Source organism: Vibrio sp. ABG19, from assembly GCF_029962385.1.
GTDB classification, from domain to species: Bacteria; Pseudomonadota; Gammaproteobacteria; order Enterobacterales; family Vibrionaceae; genus Vibrio; species Vibrio ostreae.
The window spans coordinates 482272-501498 of sequence record NZ_CP071708.1 but is presented as its reverse complement, the minus strand read 5'-3'; the positions used below and the strand labels follow the sequence as shown (position 1 = coordinate 501498).

15 protein-coding genes and 1 tRNA gene are annotated in these 19227 nt (G+C 46.1%); 6 read left to right on the top strand and 10 right to left on the bottom strand.

Features of this window, described 5'->3' with window-relative positions:
• Positions 1-93: 93 nt before the first annotated feature.
• Positions 94-672: a DNA endonuclease SmrA gene (gene smrA, locus J0X00_RS08490; protein WP_136482311.1), complete on the bottom strand. Its 579-nt coding sequence runs from the start codon at positions 670-672 to the stop codon at positions 94-96.
• 506 nt (positions 673-1178) lie between these two features.
• On the opposite strand from smrA, the gene J0X00_RS08485 reads away from it, so the two are divergent.
• Positions 1179-1255: transfer RNA gene (locus tag J0X00_RS08485), tRNA-Pro, on the top strand.
• A gap of 983 nt (positions 1256-2238) precedes the next feature.
• Here J0X00_RS08485 and J0X00_RS08480 read toward each other — a convergent pair.
• The 3 genes from J0X00_RS08480 to J0X00_RS08470 all read right to left on the bottom strand — a co-directional run bounded on the left by J0X00_RS08480 (position 2239) and on the right by J0X00_RS08470 (position 6593).
• Entirely contained in the window at positions 2239-3111 is an 873-nt protein-coding gene (locus tag J0X00_RS08480; protein ID WP_282477907.1) for a TraB/GumN family protein, read from the bottom strand.
• 260 nt (positions 3112-3371) lie between these two features.
• The gene (locus tag J0X00_RS08475; protein ID WP_136482315.1) at positions 3372-3815 is read right to left on the bottom strand and encodes a DUF411 domain-containing protein; all 444 of its coding nucleotides are present in this window, start codon (positions 3813-3815) and stop codon (positions 3372-3374) included.
• Between the two features lie 15 nt (positions 3816-3830).
• Entirely contained in the window at positions 3831-6593 is a 2763-nt protein-coding gene (locus J0X00_RS08470) for a copper-translocating P-type ATPase (RefSeq protein WP_282477906.1), read from the bottom strand.
• A gap of 221 nt (positions 6594-6814) precedes the next feature.
• Here J0X00_RS08470 and gltX point away from each other — a divergent pair, with 221 nt between their 5' ends.
• Both gltX and J0X00_RS08460 read left to right on the top strand, forming a co-directional pair.
• A complete protein-coding gene (gene gltX, locus J0X00_RS08465) occupies positions 6815-8242 on the top strand; it encodes a glutamate--tRNA ligase (RefSeq protein WP_136482319.1) in 1428 nt (475 codons plus the stop codon).
• Between the two features lie 329 nt (positions 8243-8571).
• Positions 8572-9540: an OmpA family protein gene (locus J0X00_RS08460; protein ID WP_282477905.1), complete on the top strand. Its 969-nt coding sequence runs from the start codon at positions 8572-8574 to the stop codon at positions 9538-9540.
• 105 nt (positions 9541-9645) lie between these two features.
• Here the strand turns inward: J0X00_RS08460 and J0X00_RS08455 are convergent, their stop codons facing one another.
• On the bottom strand, positions 9646-10152 hold the full coding sequence (locus J0X00_RS08455; RefSeq protein WP_136482323.1) for a Fe3+-citrate ABC transporter substrate-binding protein: 507 nt from the start codon (positions 10150-10152) through the stop codon (positions 9646-9648).
• A 1262-nt stretch (positions 10153-11414) separates the two neighbouring features.
• Between J0X00_RS08455 and mqo the strand changes: the two genes are divergently transcribed.
• Entirely contained in the window at positions 11415-13052 is a 1638-nt protein-coding gene (gene mqo / locus J0X00_RS08450) for a malate dehydrogenase (quinone) (protein WP_136482325.1), read from the top strand.
• Between the two features lie 803 nt (positions 13053-13855).
• Here the strand turns inward: mqo and J0X00_RS08445 are convergent.
• Positions 13856-14509: a glutathione S-transferase gene (locus tag J0X00_RS08445; protein ID WP_282477904.1), complete on the bottom strand. Its 654-nt coding sequence runs from the start codon at positions 14507-14509 to the stop codon at positions 13856-13858.
• A gap of 102 nt (positions 14510-14611) precedes the next feature.
• Here J0X00_RS08445 and J0X00_RS08440 point away from each other — a divergent pair, with 102 nt between their 5' ends.
• Entirely contained in the window at positions 14612-15505 is an 894-nt protein-coding gene (locus J0X00_RS08440) for a LysR family transcriptional regulator (protein WP_282477903.1), read from the top strand.
• Between the two features lie 95 nt (positions 15506-15600).
• Here the strand turns inward: J0X00_RS08440 and J0X00_RS08435 are convergent, their stop codons facing one another.
• Positions 15601-16119, bottom strand: a complete 519-nt coding sequence (locus J0X00_RS08435; RefSeq protein ID WP_282477902.1) for a cysteine hydrolase family protein — start codon at positions 16117-16119, stop codon at positions 15601-15603.
• Between the two features lie 118 nt (positions 16120-16237).
• On the opposite strand from J0X00_RS08435, the gene J0X00_RS08430 reads away from it, so the two are divergent.
• Positions 16238-17152: a helix-turn-helix domain-containing protein gene (locus J0X00_RS08430; RefSeq protein WP_282477901.1), complete on the top strand. Its 915-nt coding sequence runs from the start codon at positions 16238-16240 to the stop codon at positions 17150-17152.
• A gap of 762 nt (positions 17153-17914) precedes the next feature.
• Here J0X00_RS08430 and J0X00_RS08425 read toward each other — a convergent pair.
• Genes J0X00_RS08425 through J0X00_RS08415 form a run of 3 tightly spaced genes read right to left on the bottom strand, consistent with a single transcriptional unit; the run spans position 17915 to position 19190 of the window.
• Complete coding sequence (locus J0X00_RS08425; RefSeq protein WP_282477900.1) at positions 17915-18478, bottom strand: AAA family ATPase; 564 nt, start codon at positions 18476-18478, stop codon at positions 17915-17917.
• Positions 18475-18912: a PTS sugar transporter subunit IIA gene (locus J0X00_RS08420; protein WP_282477899.1), complete on the bottom strand. Its 438-nt coding sequence runs from the start codon at positions 18910-18912 to the stop codon at positions 18475-18477. Before J0X00_RS08420 ends, J0X00_RS08425 begins: the two co-directional genes overlap by 4 nt.
• Before the next feature lie 14 nt (positions 18913-18926).
• Entirely contained in the window at positions 18927-19190 is a 264-nt protein-coding gene (locus tag J0X00_RS08415) for a hypothetical protein (RefSeq protein WP_282477898.1), read from the bottom strand.
• Positions 19191-19227: the final 37 nt, after the last annotated feature.

Here is a 19227-nt window from a genome sequence, read left to right as displayed (position 1 = left end):
GCCACAGCAAGCGGGGCAGAGGAAAGGTTCTCTGCGTTAAAGCGCGCGTTTCAGCGACGCTCAGTTGGCGCGCATTGTAGCAAGTCAGCGTGATTAGCCAAGTCGTTTCTGATGGCGTTCGCGATTCTCACTTTTTTTATCGGCGCTCTTTTTCAGCAGGACGTAGACCGCGCCACTGCCGCCATGGAAACGCTGCGCTGAGTGAGCGCATTGCACGTCCTGAATCTGATTGAGCCAATTAGCAACATAACTTTTCATCATGGCTGGCGGATTAGACTTTTCACCGCGGCCATGTACGATCAGTACCGTACGGATATCCATGCGCATGCACTGCCTGAGGAAGTTGACCACTTCATCGCGTGCTTGTTTGAGCGTTTTGCGATGCAGATCGAGGCGAGCCTGAACCGGATATTTGCCCAGACGTAATTTGCGGAAAACGCCTTCCTGGACGCCGTCACGTTTGAATTCAATGATATCGTCTGGTTTAAGCATCGGCGCGAAGTCGACCGACAGATACTCAGGGTCGTCTTCGGACAGGCTCATGGCCGCTTCACGCTTGGCCAGCTGACCTTCGGTGATGGTGTGGTGCTTTTTCAGTTCAGCGGTGTCTTGTGTGATGGGTTTGACGTCTCCCATCATCTGCTGAAACAGTTCGAAATCATCCTGAGACATAATCGCATCTCGAAATCATTATTGAATATCAGGATTATACCAACGGAATGGTGTGGGTGATCAACGACTAATAATAAAAAACCGGAGCAGACAAGTTACCTACTCCGGTGCATAGCGAAATTCTATTTTGCAATAGCAGCTAAGCGATCTAGTGAGGAGATTTGTCGTTCATGACTTTGACAAATGAAGGAATCGCTAGGTAACAGCACCAGACCCAGAGCTTCAAGACAATTTTCCTAATTGCATTACCCAATAGGAGCTTGAGCTGTCAGTCTGTATTCCCTCCAAAGCGTTCGAAGACAGGACTAAGGTAAAATCTGTTGGGGGAGACGACACTGATCTGGATCAATGATGTTGCAGAGGTTGCGACAATGTTTATATTGCTGTGTTTTTAGTCACATTTTTTTGTGTTTGATTGAGTTTTAAGCGAACAAAGCAAAAATGCAAAAAAAGTCTGCTAAAGGGCTTGCACCAAAAACCAGAATCCGTACTATACACAACGTTCCCGGTGAATAGCGCAGTTTGGTAGCGCATCTGGTTTGGGACCAGAGGGTCGGGGGTTCGAATCCCTCTTCACCGACCACATTTAAAGCCTCGTCAGAAATGACGGGGCTTTTTCGTTTCTAGAATTTGAAATGAGAATTCATAGCATAGCGGTCGGGGGCTGGAAGCCCAGCCGCGTCGAATTCCTCATTCACCGACCACATTTAAAGCCTCGTCAGAAATGACGGGGCTTTTTCGTTTCTAGAATTTGAAATGAGAATTCATAGCATAGCGGTCGGGGGCTGGAAGCCCAGCCGCGTCGAATTCCTCATTCACCGACCACATTTAAAGCCTCGTCAGAAATGACGGGGCTTTTTCGTTTTTCTGGAATTTGAAATGAGAATGCATAGCATAACGGTCGGGGGCTGGAAGCCCAGCCGCGTCGAATTCCTCATTCACCGGCCACATTTAAAGCCTCGTCAGAAATGACGGGGCTTTTTCGTTTTTCTAGAATTTGAAATGAGAATTCATAGCATAGCGGTCGGGGGCTGGAAGCCCAGCCGCGTCGAATCCCTCATTCACCGACCACATTTAAAGCCTCGTCAGAAATGACGGGGCTTTTTCGTTTTTCTAGAATTTGAAATGAGAATGCATAGCATAGCGGTCGGGGGCTGGAAGCCCAGCCGCGTCGAATTCCTCATTCACCGACCACATTTAAAGCTTCGTCAGAAATGACGGGGCTTTTTCGTTTCTAGAATTTGAAATGAGAATTCATAGCATAGCGGTCGGGGGCTGGAAGCCCAGCCGCGTCGAATTCCTCATTCACCGACCACATTTAAAGCCTCGTCAGAAATGACGGGGCTTTTTCGTTTTTCTAGAATTTGAAATGAGAATTCATAGCATAGCGGTCGGGGGCTGGAAGCCCAGCCGCCTCGAATTCCTCATTCACCGACCACATTTAAAGCTTCGTCAGAAATGACGGGGCTTTTTCGTTTCTAGTGTGCTTGAATTTTAGACCCTAGACCCTAGACCCTAGACCCTAGACCCTAGACCCTAGACCCTAGACCCTAGACCTTCACTCACTTAATAAAACTGACAATCTGCCGCTTGGGAATGATTGCGTTTGTGTACGGTAAAGCCGCGTTGTTGCAGCATACTCAGCAGGCTGTCTTGGCCGACCAGGTGCAGGGTTCCTACTACCATCAGATATTGACCCTGACTTTGGGGCAGCAACTGACCGCTGGCCAGCTTGTCAGCCCAGTCGCGATTGCGATTTTGCACCATGGCTTGTTCCAGCTCAGGGGACATCTCGGTTAGCTGTGCCATTGAATTTAGATTGTCGGCGTCGCCGGCAATCCAGCTGTCGATCATGCATTCCGTCATGGCCTGATTTTTTTCCCAGTCGTCAAGCAGGGCCGTCAGCATCTCCTGACCCGCATCGGGTTGCTTGGTGAGCAGATCAACCTGAAACTGGACCGATTCCAGGGCCACGATGGGTTTATTGGTGTTGATGGCTTTGTCCATCAGTACGGCATCGACGCCTTGCGTCGGATGAAAGCCGAGTTGTTGCAGTTGCAGTAACTGGATTGATAAAGCGGCTTTCCATGGTGCAAGCTGGCGAAATACTTTACCGTCCTGACCCAGATCTTTAACCACCTTATCCAGCATAAAAACCTGCTCATCCGATAAAACTTGCTCAGCACTCGGTTGCCCGCTCGGGTAGCGGATATGTTGATTGTCGCGAATATCGGCTTCAACGATTAAGCCGTCTGCGTCCTGCAGAGCCTGGTATACAGGCTGCGGCAAGGGATACATTTTCGGCTCGCCAACGTGAATCGAGCCGAAAATAGTCAGTTGAAGATCGCCTTTACTGGCTTGCCAGTAGAGAGGCTCGGCTTGAAGAGAGAAAGCGGCCAACAGGCAGCATGTGGCGATAATGCGGGAGATCCCTGTCATAACGTATTCCTTGCGTATTTGAATATAATTACCTTACCGGAACCCGCAGGTAAAGGTCGACTTGCTATGACTGTTATTAAGCGGGACACCGCCTTTATTTTACGCGGAACACACATCCTTGTCTTAACGAGGAGGATCGCCTTTACCAGCGGCAGGCCAATGGTCACAAAACTCAGCGAGGTGATGGAGCCTGTCCCGTAAAGTATGTGGATACACAATAAAGTAAAGCCCTGCACAAGGCAGGGCTGATAGGCTGAACATTACTGATTGGCGGGGTATTGCCGGTATTTGAAGCTCTGGCCTTGTTCGTTAAAGGCGTACACCACGTAGGCATCTTTCTGATCGCCATACTCCATGCCCGGAGACCCCATAGGCATGCCGGGTACTGCCAGCCCCTTGGCATTTTTCGGCGGATTGGCAAGGAACGCTTTGATATCTTCAGCCGGGATATGCCCTTCAAACACATAACCATTGATTTCAGCCGTATGGCAGGATGCTAACTGTGGAGTGATCCCCAGTTGCTGCTTAATGCCATTCATATTGTTGTGCTGCTGTTCTTTAACATTAAAACCGTGCTCTTGCATATGTTTGCCCCATTCGCCGCAGCAGCCACAGTAAGGGGACTTATGGTTGATGACATCGGTGGCTAACGCCTGGCCGGAAAACGCAAACAACAGTGCAAGTCCGAGTGAGTATTTATTCATAGTTGCCTCTTGTATTCAGGAATGAAAACGAGTTTTCACCAAGCGCAGTCGGTTGGCATTACTGACCACAGTGATTGAAGACAGCGCCATCGCTGCGCCTGCGACCACCGGGCTGAGCAAAAAGCCGAACGTAGGGTAGAGCACGCCGGCCGCAATCGGGATACCTAATGTATTGTAAATAAAGGCTCCCAGTAAGTTTTGTTTCATGTTCTTCACGGTGGCCCGGGACAGTTCGATAGCGCTGACGACAGCCAGTGGTGAGGAATTAAGCAACGTCATCTGAGCGCTTTCTATGGCCACATCACTGCCGCTGCCCATCGCGATACCGATATCTGCCTGTGCTAATGCCGGTGCATCATTGATGCCGTCACCAATCATGGCAACACGGCGGCCTTCACTTTGCAACTGCTCTATTTGCTGCGCTTTCTGATCCGGCAGCACCTGGGCAATCACCTGATGGATACCAAGCTCTCTGGCAATTGCATCTGCCACGCTTTGATGGTCACCGGTCAGCATCACGGTATGAATCTTCATCTCGTTGAGGGCGCGTATGGCTTGCTGCGCGCTTTGCTTAATCGGGTCAGCAATAGCGATAAGTCCAAGTAACTGTCCTTGACAGGCAATGGCGACGGGGGTCCAGGCCTGACGGGCAAATTCCTGCAGTGTTTGCTGGGCTGTGTCGAGGTTAATTCCGCTGTGCTGGAAGTGATCCAGTGACCCGACCTGGACTTTTTGATTTTGATACTGCGCCTCCAGCCCGCGGCCTCGCAAATTATTAAATTGAGAGATGGCCGCCGCTTTAACCTGATGCTGCTTGCCGTAGTCAATAATCGCTTTGGCCAGTGGATGTTCTGAATGTTGCTCCAGCGCAACAGCCAGGCTGAGCATCACGGACTCTTCGCCCTGCAAGGTGACCACTTGTTGTACGACAGGCTTACCTTCGGTCAGGGTGCCGGTTTTATCAAACACCACGGTGTCTATCTTGCTGGCGCTTTGCAGTACGTTGGCATCACGGATCAGTATGCCCATTTCCGCGGCTTTACCGACTCCGACGGTCACTGACAGTGGGGTGGCAAGGCCAAGAGCACAAGGACAGGCGATAATCAGAACTGTGGTGGCGATCACCAGCATGTAACTGGCGCGAGGTTCAGGACCGACCCAGAACCAGATGGCGGCAGCCAGCAGAGCGATGGCGACCACGGCCGGTACAAATACCGCGGAAATTTGGTCAGCCATTTTCGCGATTGCCGGTTTACTGCTTTGTGCCTGACGTACCATCTGAATAATTCTGGCCAGCATGGTTTGCGAGCCTGTCCCGGTTGCGGTGATGATCAGGCTGCCGTCCTGGTTAATGGTTCCGGCGGAAACATTATCGCCGGCGGATTTGTGCACTGGGATCGGTTCGCCGGTTAGCATTGACTCATCGATATACGAATCGCCTTCGAGGACTTTACCGTCCACCGGAGCTTTTTTACCGGGTTTGATCCGCAACTGCATACCCTGGCTGATGTCTGCAACCGCGATCGTGCGCTCGGTGTTGCCTTCAATCAGAGTCGCTTGTTGTGGCTGCAGGTTAATCAGTGCTTGTAACGATTGGGTCGTCCGGGCTTTGGCACTGGTTTCGATGTAATGACCGAGTGAAATCAGGCCAATGATCATTGCTGTGGCCTCAAAGTAGACATGGCGTGCAGCGGGCGGGAACCAGTCCGGAAATACGACCACCAGAACGGAATAAAACCAGGCAGCGCCGGTGCCAAGTGCAACCAGAGTATCCATCGTCGCGCGGCCATGTTTTAGTGCTTGCCAGGCGCTGCTGAAAAAGCTGCGTCCGGCAGTGGCGAGTAACGCCAGGCATAGTAAGCCGATGATCCCCCAGGCGATCTGATCGCTGCCGGACCGGATCATCATATTGCCGCCCAGCACGCCCCAGGCCATAAGTGGCACACCGACCATCAGGCCGGCCAGAGCACTGCGTTGATGCTCTTTTTTCACCTGCTCAAGTTGCGCCTGCTGTTTTTGCTGCTGCTTGGCCGGGTCATCGACGGATTCAGCCTGATAACCGGCTTTTTGCACAGCGGCAACTAATTGCGCGGTGACGTCCTGGGTTGCGATGACCAGTGCGCTCTGTTCTGCCAGATTAACTTGCGCGCGGTCGACACCGCTAACGGAGGTCAGCGCTTTTTCCACCGACGAAACGCAGCTGGCGCAGGTCATGCCTTTGATGAGTAAGTGCATACTGACCTGCCTGTCGTTTGACTGTGCTGATGGTGTAATAGAGTCACGCTGAGACTGGGCAGCCGTTGTCAGCGTGTCTTGGTCAGAGTCAGGAGCGGAGGCGGTGTGAGAGACTGCGTCTGTCTTGACTTCTGCGGCTGTCTCAGAGCTTGCCGCTGTGCCAGTCAGTTGTGCCTGGTAACCCGCCTCAGACACTTTGGCGATGATGTCATCTGCGCTTAAAGTGGTTCGGAGTGACAGTGAGTCTTTACTTACCTTCAGGCGTGCAATCTGGTTACTCTGTTCGAGCTGTTTGGTCAGTTTGTTGACACATCCCGCGCAGCTCAGTCCTTGCAGCTCAAATTCGAGAGCCTCTGCGCCCTGATAGCCCAGTGATTCGACACTATCAAGCACTTGATCCAGCGATGCATCGACATCGAGTTCGATAAAGGTCGGAGAGAGAGTCTGAATCTCGGCGCTGAAATCTTCATTAATGCGGCGCTCAAGCTTACGTGCGCAGCCCATGCAATTTAAACCCGATAAACTTAAAGTAAAATGACTCATGGTTTTCCTCTCCGATATTTAATAATAGCAGGATAAACCTTCCCCTTGCGGCAAGGTCAAGCTTTGTTCGTCACGGGCAACTTTTCAGGTCCATCCGGGCTAAAGCGCAGTTGAATATGCCAATCAACGTTGTGGACTGGGAGCTGTGGGTGCTAGAATACTGGCCAAAATTTCGCGCATGCTGAACTCTCAGCAGAAGTTCCAGACAAAGGTAAATCATAATGACGGTTAAGACTCGTTTTGCTCCCAGCCCAACTGGCTTTCTTCACGTAGGTGGTGCCCGTACCGCACTGTATTCTTGGCTTTATGCAAAAAGTCAGGGCGGAGAATTTGTACTGCGTATCGAAGATACTGACCTTGAGCGTTCAACTCAGGAAGCAGTAGATGCCATTCTGGAAGGCATGAGCTGGCTTGGACTGGATTGGGATGAAGGCCCTTACTACCAGACGAAGCGCTTTGACCGTTACAATGAAGTGGTTGAACAGCTTCTTGCCGAAGACAAAGCTTACAAATGTTACGCTTCAAAAGAGCTGCTGGACGAAATTCGTGCTGAGCAGGAAGCGAACAAAGAGATGGCTCGTTACGATGCGAACCATCCGAAGATCAAAGCGGTCAACGAAGCGGCAAAAGAGGGGGATCCTTGTGTTATCCGCTTCCGCAACCCGAAAGAAGGCAGTGTGGTCTTTGATGACCAGATCCGTGGCCGTATCGAAATCCGTAACGACCAGCTGGATGATCTGATCATTCGTCGTACAGACGGCTCGCCAACGTACAACTTCTGTGTTGTTGTTGACGACGTAGACATGGGCATTACCCACATCATCCGTGGTGAAGACCATATCAACAACACGCCTCGTCAGATCAACATCTACAAAGCAATGGGTGCGACTATCCCGACATTTGCTCACTGTGCAATGATCCTGGGCGACGACGGCGCCAAACTGTCTAAACGTCATGGCGCGGTCTCTGTAATGCAATACCGTGACGAAGGTTATCTGCCAGAAGCACTGATCAACTACCTGGTGCGCCTGGGTTGGGGTCATGGCGATCAGGAAATCTTCTCTCAGCAAGAGATGATTGAGCTGTTCAGCCTGAATGCTATTTCTAAATCGGCCTCTGCGTTTAACACTGACAAACTGTTGTGGCTGAACAACCACTACATCAAAACCTCGTCACCTGAACATGTTGCTAAGCATCTGGAATGGCATTTTGATCACCAGGGCATCAACAAAGACAATGGCCCGGCACTGACTGACATTGTTAAGCTGGTGGGTGAGCGTTGCCACACTTTGGTTGAACTGGCACAGCAGTCGCGTTACTTCTTCGAAGACTTTTCTGAATTTGAAGCAGGCGCAGCGAAGAAACATCTGCGTGGTGTCGCGAAAGAGCCTCTGGCACTGGCGCTGAGCAAGATTGAAGCCCTGACAGAGTGGAGTAGTGAAGCGCTGCATCAGGTGATTGCTGCTGTATGTGAAGAGCTGGAAATCGGCATGGGTAAAATCGGTATGCCACTGCGTGTTGCCGTGACCGGTGGTGGTCAGTCGCCTTCAGTGGATGCTGTGATGACGCTGATTGGTAAAGAGCGAGTGATTGCTCGTATCAAGCTGGCACTGGCGTACATCGAAGAGCGCGAAGCGAACGCCCAGTAAGGATAATGTCTCACCGGTTGATGCAACATCAGCCCGGTCAGTCTCCAACCTCAATGCAAAACCGCAGCTGATGGCTGCGGTTTTTTTATTTTCTCCTCTTATCATTTGGACTGCATTTGAGATAAGTTCTCGGTTTGCAAGCGTTTATATCTGAGAATTCGCAGAAAACTAACAAAACTTAACCAAATCCATATGCAACTTTTCAATGCTATTCATTATAGTTAATAGCGAAGGCCCGCTTTTTAACGGGAAGTCGGTAATGAACAGGTTCACACAGGCGTTAAAGTCGCGAGTCTTACAATCACAATAATGAACCGTAAGGAATGGTTATGAAAAAGTTAGCAGCAATGGTATCCGCGTCAATGTTAGTCGCATCAACGGCCGCTATGGCCGATGTGTATGTTGGCGGTAAAGTCGGTAAAACCTGGCTTGATGATGCGTGTCACAATACTGAATCCTGTGATTTGGATGGTACAACGGCAGGTGCTTTAGTCGGTTACAACTTCAATGACTGGTTGGCTCTGGAAGGTGGTTACGATTACCTGGGTAAATTTAACGGTGCAGGCATTGATCGTGACACTGCAGAAGCATTTACAATTGCACCTAAACTGAGTATCGGCCTGACGGATTCTCTCGATCTGTACGGTAAAGTCGGTGGTGCGCGTGTATTCTACGGCCACTCTTCTGACTACTCATACCTGGGTGCTGCGGGTCTGGAATATGCAGCAACCAGCAATCTTGGTGTTCGTCTTGAGTATCAATACCTGAGTGACATTAATAATGACGTTGTACGTGCCAAAGCACATACAACCACTCTGGGTCTGGTTTACCGTTTTGGCGGTAATGATGAGCCAGCACCGGTCATGGCACCTGTGAAACCAGCACCAGTTGCAGAGCCAGCTCCAGCACCTAAGCCACAAATCGTGACTAAAACTTTTGAGTTCCAGCGTCTGGACAGCAAAACCTTTGCTAACGACAGCGCATCGCTGAGTGCTGAGAAAAAAGCTCAGTTGGATGACCTGGTGGTCTTCATGAATGAACACCCACAGGCAAAAGTAGAAGTGACCGGTCACACCGACTCAAGCGGTCCTGAAGCCTACAACCAGAAACTGTCTGAGAAACGTGCTCAGGCCGTCGCGACAGCACTGCAAGAAAAAGGCATTGCAGCTTCTCGTATCAAAGCGACAGGTCAGGGGGAAAGTAACCCGGTTGCTTCGAACAAGACTGCAGAAGGTCGTGAGCAAAACCGCCGCGTAGAAATCGTGATTCCGGCATTTGATTACCAAGTGCAAGAATAATCGGCGATTGTTAGCACAAAGCCCACCAAAATGGTGGGCTTTTTCATTGTCTTCGCTTGACGGGTATTCAGTTGAACCTCGTTGTAACAATATCATCCGAACGGGTTATTTGAGATCAATACTGTTTAAACGGCCCATATAAACCAGTATATCGAGACAGTCTTTATGGGCTTCCAGCAGAGCCTTTTTAGTTTTAGTGTAAGCGGCTAATTTGCCATGCTTATTGATAGAGCAGACCACGCTTTTGAACGTGCAGCGACCTTTTTCATCATAGTGACGCCAGGCTGCGATGTAACAGGCATCACGGCAGTCCGGGTTATCCTGAGTCGGGCGCGGTTTATATATGATTTTAGGCTCCAGACTGTGTGGCAGTCGGGTCATCAGGTACGGGTCTTTCAGGATACGTCGCCAGTGCTGGCCCCACATTTCTCGTCCAAGCTCGTTACGCATCTTGATTGCTTTTTTTAATCCCTTTTTCTCACCAATTCGGATGTAGCCCACCGACCGATGCAAAACTTTATCATCAGGGGTGTGAATGTGAATCTTGTACGCCGTCTTGGCTTTAGAGATAAAGCGGTGACCAGTGTTGGTTTCCAGGTTACTCTTTGTCATACGCGATGCTATAGATAATATTGTTAATAGTAATAGTAGAATAAATTCCCAAGAATAGTAGCGACAGAATAGGGGAAACTGATCGCCCTTCATCAGGGCGATGTCAGATTTGCGCGAAATGAAGCTGGCCCCCGCCACAAAAGGGACACGCAAGTTTAGAAATGGAACTGGACACACATCTTTGCAAAAAAGGCTCCGCATAAAAAACAACGAATTGGCCTGGAAATTAGCCACTAAACGGACAGGGTTAATGGCGTGGGTTGTTATTTTTACCGCGGATCATTTAGGCAGGAGAGATTATTTTATAAGAGTGTAGTTGCTTATTTTTTAGTGTGAGTGGAGAGGGAGAAGTCCTAAACTTGCTGTACTATCGATGAAGGAAATTAAATGAACTCTCATTAATGAGAAACGGTGGCAGCGCTAAATCACAAAACCATTCATCATATCTATGTAATGGCTCAGCCAACCATGTGTTGTCTGTTGAGGCTCTGCTTGGCAACGCGCAATGGCTGAGAGCTACCTATCCATCGTCTGGAGTTTAATCCAAGCTGGAGGGCGTAAAGGGGCGTGTCCCGTTTATTTCTTCCTGCTTATGATTGGTACGGATATAAATACATCCCCTGAAAGAAGCTAAATCTAGTCAGAAAAAAGAATGAAAACCCAGCGATTAATCAGAAAAATTCGGCTATGTGTACTGGTATTTTAGTATTTATCTAACACCTGTATTTATTGTTTTGAATTTGTCTGGTGGTTTATTCTTTAGTAAATAACCTTTTATATTGTGATGTTTTAAGTGACCTAATATATAGAATGTTGTTCTATATAGTGAATTATTTAAAAAAGAAAAAAATAGTGAATCTTTTGTTGTTGCTTTGTATGTTTACTTCACATTTTTGCTATGGTAGTTTGCGTGCCCCAAGGAAGGACACTGTGGTTTACAGTGTGTTTAGTCAAAACTAAATAAGTGAAATCTTATTTTAATGGCTGCTAAGTCATGGTTGGTTAATTTTTATTGAGTAGTTGTACAACGTGCTTTTATTCAAAATATAACGTTGCTTATTTTTAATAATGTTAATTTAAATCTGGTCGTGTTGCGCTATGAATTATTTTTGTCATTGTTTTAAGGCATATGACTGCGATGATGATTTATTGATGTGTTGTTGACAGATTACCTACTTAATATCCATTGGTTATCCGTGCTTTTTTAGAGCAAAGGCGGTTTTCCTCGGCTGCTTAATTTTATATTTAAGGTCAGTGTCTTTATGAAAAAATTAGTCATGATGTTGTTTGCTGTTGCCAGCATGACATCTTTTCCGTCAGCGTATGCTGACGATAATGATTCACCGGTTGATGTGCTGCTGATTGGTGGCGGGATCATGAGTGCGACTCTGGGCACCTACCTGCAGGAGCTGGAGCCTGAGTGGAACATGACCATGGTTGAGCGTCTGGACAATGTTGCCCAAGAAAGCTCGAATGGTTGGAACAACGCAGGTACCGGTCACTCGGCACTGATGGAACTCAACTACACGCCGCAAATGCAGGATGGTAGCGTCGATGTCACCAAAGCGGTGAAGGTGAACGAAGATTTCCAAATCAGTCGCCAGTTCTGGGCATACCAGGTTGAGCAGCAAGTGATGCATAACCCGGCATCTTTTATCCGCAGTGTGAATCACATGAGTTTCGTCTGGGGTGATACCAACGTTAACTTCCTGCGCGCTCGTTACGCTGAACTGCAGAAGAATACGTTGTTCCAGAGTATGGACTATTCAGAAGATCCGGCACAGATCAAAGCCTGGGCACCTTTAGTTATGGAAGGTCGCGATCCGAATCAGAAAGTGGCGGCTACCCGCTCAGTACTCGGTACGGATGTCAACTACGGTGAAATCACTCGCCAACTGGTCAGATCGCTGCAATCGCAACCTAACTTTGACCTGCAACTGCAAACGGAGGTTCGTGGTCTGAAACAGAATACGGACGGCAGCTGGACAGTGACCGTGGCTGATCTGGCCAACGGTGAGCAGGAAAAACAGATCCACGCTAAATTCGTTTTCATTGGTGCTGGTGGTGCGTCTTTGCCGCTGCTGCAGGCATCGGGTATTCCTGAAGCGGATAACTATGGTGGTTTCCCGGTTGGTGGCCAGTTCCTGATCACGGAAAACCAGCAAGTCGTGCAACAGCATCTGGCCAAGGTGTACGGTCAGGCTGAAGTGGGCGCGCCTCCGATGTCGGTGCCGCACCTGGATGCGCGTCGTATTGATGGTAAAGAAGTGATCCTGTTTGGTCCGTTCGCTACCTTCTCAACCAAGTTCCTGAAAAACGGTTCACTGTGGGATCTTATGAGTTCGACTACTGCGGACAACCTGATGCCGATGGTACATGTGGGGCTGGATAACTTTAATCTGGTGACTTACCTGATTGGCCAGGTACTGCAGGATGATGAAGACCGTTTTGCCGAACTGCAGAAGTACTATCCGAACGCGAAAAAAGAAGACTGGAAACTGTGGACAGCGGGCCAACGTGTGCAAATTATTAAGAAAGACCAAGAGAAAGGCGGTCGTCTGCAATTTGGCACTGAAGTTGTTGCTTCACAGGATAAAACCCTGGCGGCTCTGCTGGGGGCATCTCCAGGCGCGTCTACCGCAGCCCCTATCATGCTGAATGTGCTGAAATCCGTATTTAGCGAGCGTGTTGACGGTGTCTGGAACGATAAATTGAAGCAGATCATTCCTTCATTTGGTCAGCACCTGAATGGTAATGTTGAAGCGACGCTGAACGAGCTGAACTACACCAGTAAAGTACTTGGTCTGCACAAACCTCAGCAGGCGCAAGGTGATGCACCAGCGCCGGATGCTGATGCAGCGATTCCTGAGAAAGCACCGATGGCTGATATCGAGCTGTAAATCTCGCTGCCACAATGGGGCCAGATGAGTAAGGATAGGGCGCCTACCTGCCTGCGTTGCAGAGACTCGCGATGAAATAGAGTCAGATTTGAAATCCAATCCCCTTATGCTTTGTGCCTGAGGGGATTTTTCTGTATGGCCTAATCCGCGCATGAGCGGCTGGTTAATAACGTACATTCACGAGCAGGCCGACATAAGTGCCGTCAGATTCAGGCGGAACGACGAACTTATGGTGTGCCACATCTCTTTACCAGAGGCGCTCGTCTGATACGAGCTGAGGTAGCATATGAGTTGGAAAGGCTATGCTTTTAACAAGGTTATGTGTCGGGTTTTTCAGCCGTTTTATGAATATGCAGTGGATAAGGCAAGCTGTGTTATCAAGTCCAGCCTCTACGATGAGGACGAGCTGATTCGTGTACTTAAAGGGGTCAGCAGCGAAGGTGACGACTATATGTCCGTGTTCATGATTGGTAGATAGAGTCGCAGATGCAGAGTGTCTTTTAACTTGGAGTTCTGTGAATAACTGTATTTTTGAGGATTTGTAACACATATTTGCCCCATTCGAAGTTACGCCTGATTAATGCACTAATTCAGAAAGTTGCTTTTTGGATTACTTTTATTCATTTTTGATCGAAATAAAAAACCAGTAAAAATTAGCCCTACTTAGCTCTCAACAAGCTAAGTTCGAATCAGTTAAACGTGGCAAAGCAAGAGTGAGTGGAGAACTCACTCTACTTCAAATGGATACCCAATACCTAAAAACGATTAGCTAGATAGTAAAGGCAAAGTGAGTTGAGCAATTATCAATAATGGTTTTCGCTAACATCACTATTTAGTGTTTCCTTCCGCAGTCCGACATTCGAAAGTTGCATAGGTACAAAGCCAGATAGCCCTTCTACTCGTTTGAGCCAAGATTCAAGAACAGGGTAATCAGCTAAGCTTATGCCGCCTTCTGGTGCTAACTTGATATAACTGTAGAGCGCTAAGTCTGCAATAGTCGGCTTTGTTCCGACCAACCATTGGCGGCCGTTTTGGTAATTCTGAAGTTGCTTGAGTAGCTTATGTGCTTCTTGAGTGAGAGGCTCACTGTCTATGTTGCGATTAAATAAGTTCGCTGTGCGTAGTTTGGCGATTGAACCTGCTAGTCGGTGAGCGGCAAGAGAAAGACACTGCTCGATATTCGCACGTACTAGAGGCGACTCGGGAAGCCATTGCTTTTCTCTATCATAAACGGTAGCGAGATAAACCAAAATCGCGTTTGAGTCAGAAATGACGGTTTCACCATCAACTAATACTGGTATTTGACCAAACGGGTTAAGTGCCAAAAACTCTGACCGTTGATGTTCCCCAGCCGGTAAATCGACAGTAATGAGTTCAAAATCCAATTCGAGGATACTTAATAGCAGGTGCACGCGGTGTGCGTGCCCTGAGATAGGGTGCCAATATAGTTTTATCATTGTTTTCTCCTAACTAGTTGTCTGTTCTATATTTAAGAACAACTTGCGAAGAAGAAAAACCCCGCTAACATGGAATGATAATTTCCAGCATGTTGATAAATTATGGACACTATCGATGGAATGAGAACAGTTGTGGCAGTAATAGAAACAGGCTCATTTACCGCTGCTTCAGAGCGTTTAGGTATTTCTAAATCTTTGACTTCCAAATACGTTAACCGCGTCGAAGAGCAGCTTGGAGTCAAACTGTTTCATCGCACTACCCGCAAGCTTTCAGTTAATCAGTCTGGCCAAGAATACTACCTTCAAGCACAACAAGTTTTGGCTAAGTTTGACCAGCTATATCATCAGCTTAACTCAAATAATAAAGAGGCTTCGGGGCCTTTGCGCGTAACAGCTTCACAGGGTTTTGCAGAGGAATTATTAAGCCCACTTATTCCTGAGTTTCACGCTCGATATCCAGATATTCAGATTGATATCATAGTTACCAACCAAAAACTGGATTTAGTGGAGCAAGGCATAGACATCGCTTTCCGTGCCAGTGAACTCGAAGACTCCAACTTAAGATATCGTAAGGTAATGTCACTTCAAAGTTCAGTGTATGCTGCACCTGACTTAGCAAAACAGTATCGGCATGATATGGAATTGAAACAATTGCCATGCCTTATAGATAACAATCTTCACTCCACAGCTCGTTGGCCTGTGGCCAGTGCTTTGAACCAGAGCAATACTGGTAATAGTCTCACCGTACGAGCCGTTTTCAAAAGTAATAGTCCACGGCTTATTCGCCAGTTGACGCTCTCAGCAGTCGGAGCAAGCTATCAACCCGATATTATCGCTGCACCTTATGTGAAAAAGGGACTATTGCAAAAGCTTGATATCGGTTTTAAACCACTTAAGTATCCGTTAAACGCTCTCTACCGTGGAGGTGTTTATCAACCTGAACGAGTGAAAGCCTTTTTAGATTTTGTTATTGATAAACTTGGTGCAATTGATTGAAAGCAGCAGATACGCGCTGGCACATATCTGCTCCATTGTTCGTTAAAGCGAAACCTCACTAGAAAGCGATACCAGTGAGGTTTCAATACATTAAATTATAACACTTCGGAAAACGTTACTAGAGGTACGCGAGGTGATGCAGCATTCAAAGCAATTTTATGAATCATCGCATCTGTAGTTGTGCAACAATCTTCAATAATTGAAACTTTATATTTTTCTGCTTTCTTTGATATAGCAGTATGCGTAACGCAATTTTGTGTCATCATCCCACATATCAGTAACTCGTCAATATCTAATTTTTCCAGTGATTTCTCTAACGGAGTTTGATAAAAGCTATCTGCATGCTGTTTATGTACGATTTCTGCATTAGGGCATATCGCGATTATTTCTGGGTGGATATTCGCTCCTTCACTACCTTTTTCAAAGAAAGGTGCCATTCCTTTAGGAGCTGAAGATACATGTTGGATAAGAAAGACCGGAACATGCTGTTGGTTAGCTTTAGCAATTAATTCTTTAATGTTTATCAGGATCTTATCTGTGTTCCATAATGGAAATTTACCTTTAGGGAAGTAATCATTTTGTATATCAATTATAAGTAACGCAGTTTTGTTCATTTTTGATCTCCTGTTTTTTTAACTTTTTGTTCAGGAAAATTATGAGCAACTTGCTGTAGTCTTTTTAGTGGTTAAAATGACATAAAAAGGGCAAAAATCGACATGTATAGAGAGTCGTATGACAAAAATATCCATTGGAATTTGTGAGTATCCTTCAGTATTGAAGTCTGCGGTTTTTGGTCTTGAAGAGATGTTTTTGCTTGCAAGCAGAGTTTGTCGAGAACAAAGGATTGAGGTCTTATTTGAACCAGTCATTATTTCGCATGATGAGTTGATAGAGGATAGTTTTACCGTTGTTTTGCTACCGCCAGCTTCAATAGACGATTATTACTTAGCACCTGAAGCCGAACTTATTGAATGGCTTAGAAAGCAGTATTCCAAAGGTACAGTTCTATCATCTGCTTGCGCGGGGGTATTTATTCTGGCCGCAACGAACTTGCTTGGTAAAAGAGAAGTGACAACCCATTGGGCGTTAGCAGAAACATTTGCCAGAATGTTTACGGAGATTCCACTTAACAGTAATAAGATATTGATCGATCACGGTGACATAGTGACGGCGGGCGGTATGATGTCGTGGCTGGATCTCGGGTTTGAACTGGTCTCTAAATATTCCTCACCTCGGGTTGTTCGCCAACTTGGTAAAACACTTGTTATCGATACTGCGCAGAGAGAACAGAGCTATTATCAACAATTCAAACCATCGTTCGATCATGGTGATTTGGTGATTGTTTCGGTTCAACAAATAATGCATCAAGGTTATACAGAACCGTTATCGATACATCAGCTAGCGAAGCAAGTAAGCATGACTGAACGTACTATGCAAAGACGGTTCCTAAAGGCTACGGGTTACAACCCAAATCAGTATTTGCAGCGTCTCAGAATACAGAATGCATGTGATTACTTGGAAAGTACAAAGCATTCATTTGAATGGATAGCCAATCAAGTTGGTTACGAAGATATCAGTGCATGTCGAAAGGCCTTTATCAATATTGTTGGATTAACTCCACGAGAGTTTCGAAAGAGATTTTCCTGATACAAAATCGGTTGGTAGTTAAGGTACGACAGAATCGCTTGGTGATCACAGGTTGCAGACCATTGCCGTAACTTATCTCTGCCCCATTGTGTATTTCGAGTAGTGTCTTAATCTGAAGACAAAAAGTATGTAGGGCTAGCGCTATAATCGAAACCTATTCCTTATCCCTAAACTAACTAGGAATAATAGAGAAAAGCAGATGATGGAATAAATGATGGAAAACACACTCCTTGGATGACGTCTCAGATATTTAGCCAAAATTAGCTGACACAGAATTCTGAACGCCCTCTCCAAAAGAGCAGAAATCTGGTATCTTCTGCCCTCGGTCAACTGCTGATAATTCATGGTAGTACTGCTTGTTTCTTTGGCGAGAAGAGCGTACCACTTTCAGCAGTTGGCTTCATCTTCTACACCTTTCCATGAATGTCGCACTTATTATCTGAAATCGGGGTTAAGTAAAGTACCATCAAGATCTAATGCCAATAATTTGTGCACTATATTTTTCCTTATTCATTTAATCGCTAGAGCTGTTACATGTTTCGATTTATTAAATTAGCAACTATCAGGCAGCCTCTTACGAGTTATTCCGTTATTAAACATTTTATCTGTCTAATTTGAGATGCTTATCGGCTTAGAAAACGTATCACCTGACATATTTGACTGTAACCATTGTCCCTCATGTTAGGATATGCCGAAGTAAAAAAGTGCAAGCTACCTATAGGGGGGAGTAGCCTGCACTATCAGGAGTTATATAACTTTCTACTAGAATTTGCTAATAGCTTTTTGTGGTGTAGTTGTATGAATAATTGAAGAAATATTCTTAATCAATTCTGAAAAGCCATTTAAGCAATCTTGCTTTATACAAAAAGTTTTACCTACATTCATTGGCTTGGCTTGTTTTGCAAGTTTTTCTAGTTCAGGTAAATATTCGGGCCCAGGATGACCTTCCTTCCTGAAAGGTAATCTCTGTTTGTATCTTTCCACAACAAGAGCGGGAGATATTTCATTCCATACTTCGATGACGTTATCGATATTAGATGAGTTTAAATATTCTAATAATAATTCTTTTGGTTGAAACCCAAACCAAGCATCAACAACATATATGCAGTTGTCAGGAGAACTGCATATAGTATTCCAAATAACTTTATAAGCAGCTTTTCCTAGTTCTCTATTGAGTTCTCTGTCTATATCGCTATGTATTTCCATAAATGGTTCTTTAATTGTATCGATAGATAGATATGGGAAATTTAACTCTTCAGATATTAATTTAGCTGTTGTGCTTTTTCCTGAGGCTGGAATACCGTTAACTATAATAACTGTTTTCATAATAGCTCCAAGACCTCCTCACTTGATCGTGCACTTTTCACTTTTTGACGTATCTCAGGGTCAGAAAGTAATTCGAATATAGGTTTTAGACCATATTCTATGTGACTATTCCCATCTTTCGCACATAGCATTATGATTAGATCAACATCTGGGCTTGAGTTAATAGATATAGGAGTCTTTAATGTTATAAGGCTAAAGCCCAACTTATTTACTCCTTCTTCGGGTCTAGCATGTGGTAAAGCAAACATTTCATCTTCAAATACGTAGTATGGACCGGTTTCTTCAGTTATCTTCTTAATAGCTTCTACATACCGTTCTTCAATGAAATTTTTATCAATTAGGGGTTTAGCTACAATAGAGAGAGCTTCTTTCCAATCACTAGTATCTACTTGCAATTGTATTGCATTTGCTTCTTGCAAAATCTCTTTCAACATAATTATTACCTTAATTAGAAGTTTTTCCTCGCTGCATTCCTTAACTCATTCATTCTGGTGAAAACACTATCTACTTGAGTTATAAAAGAAGGTGCTTGAGAGTAAACAGATACAGCTTGAGTATATTTAATTAGTAGTTTTTGTTGGTAACTAATATTATTTGGTTCAGATTCATGCAATTTCTCTAGAGCAGAAATTTCCTCGTGGAGCGAGATCGCGTCGCTTTCATCAACAGGACTTGTGTTTCCACCACCAAATATTTTTTTTAATAAACTCATTGGGTTACCTATATAAGCCCCGAGTGCACGGGGCTTT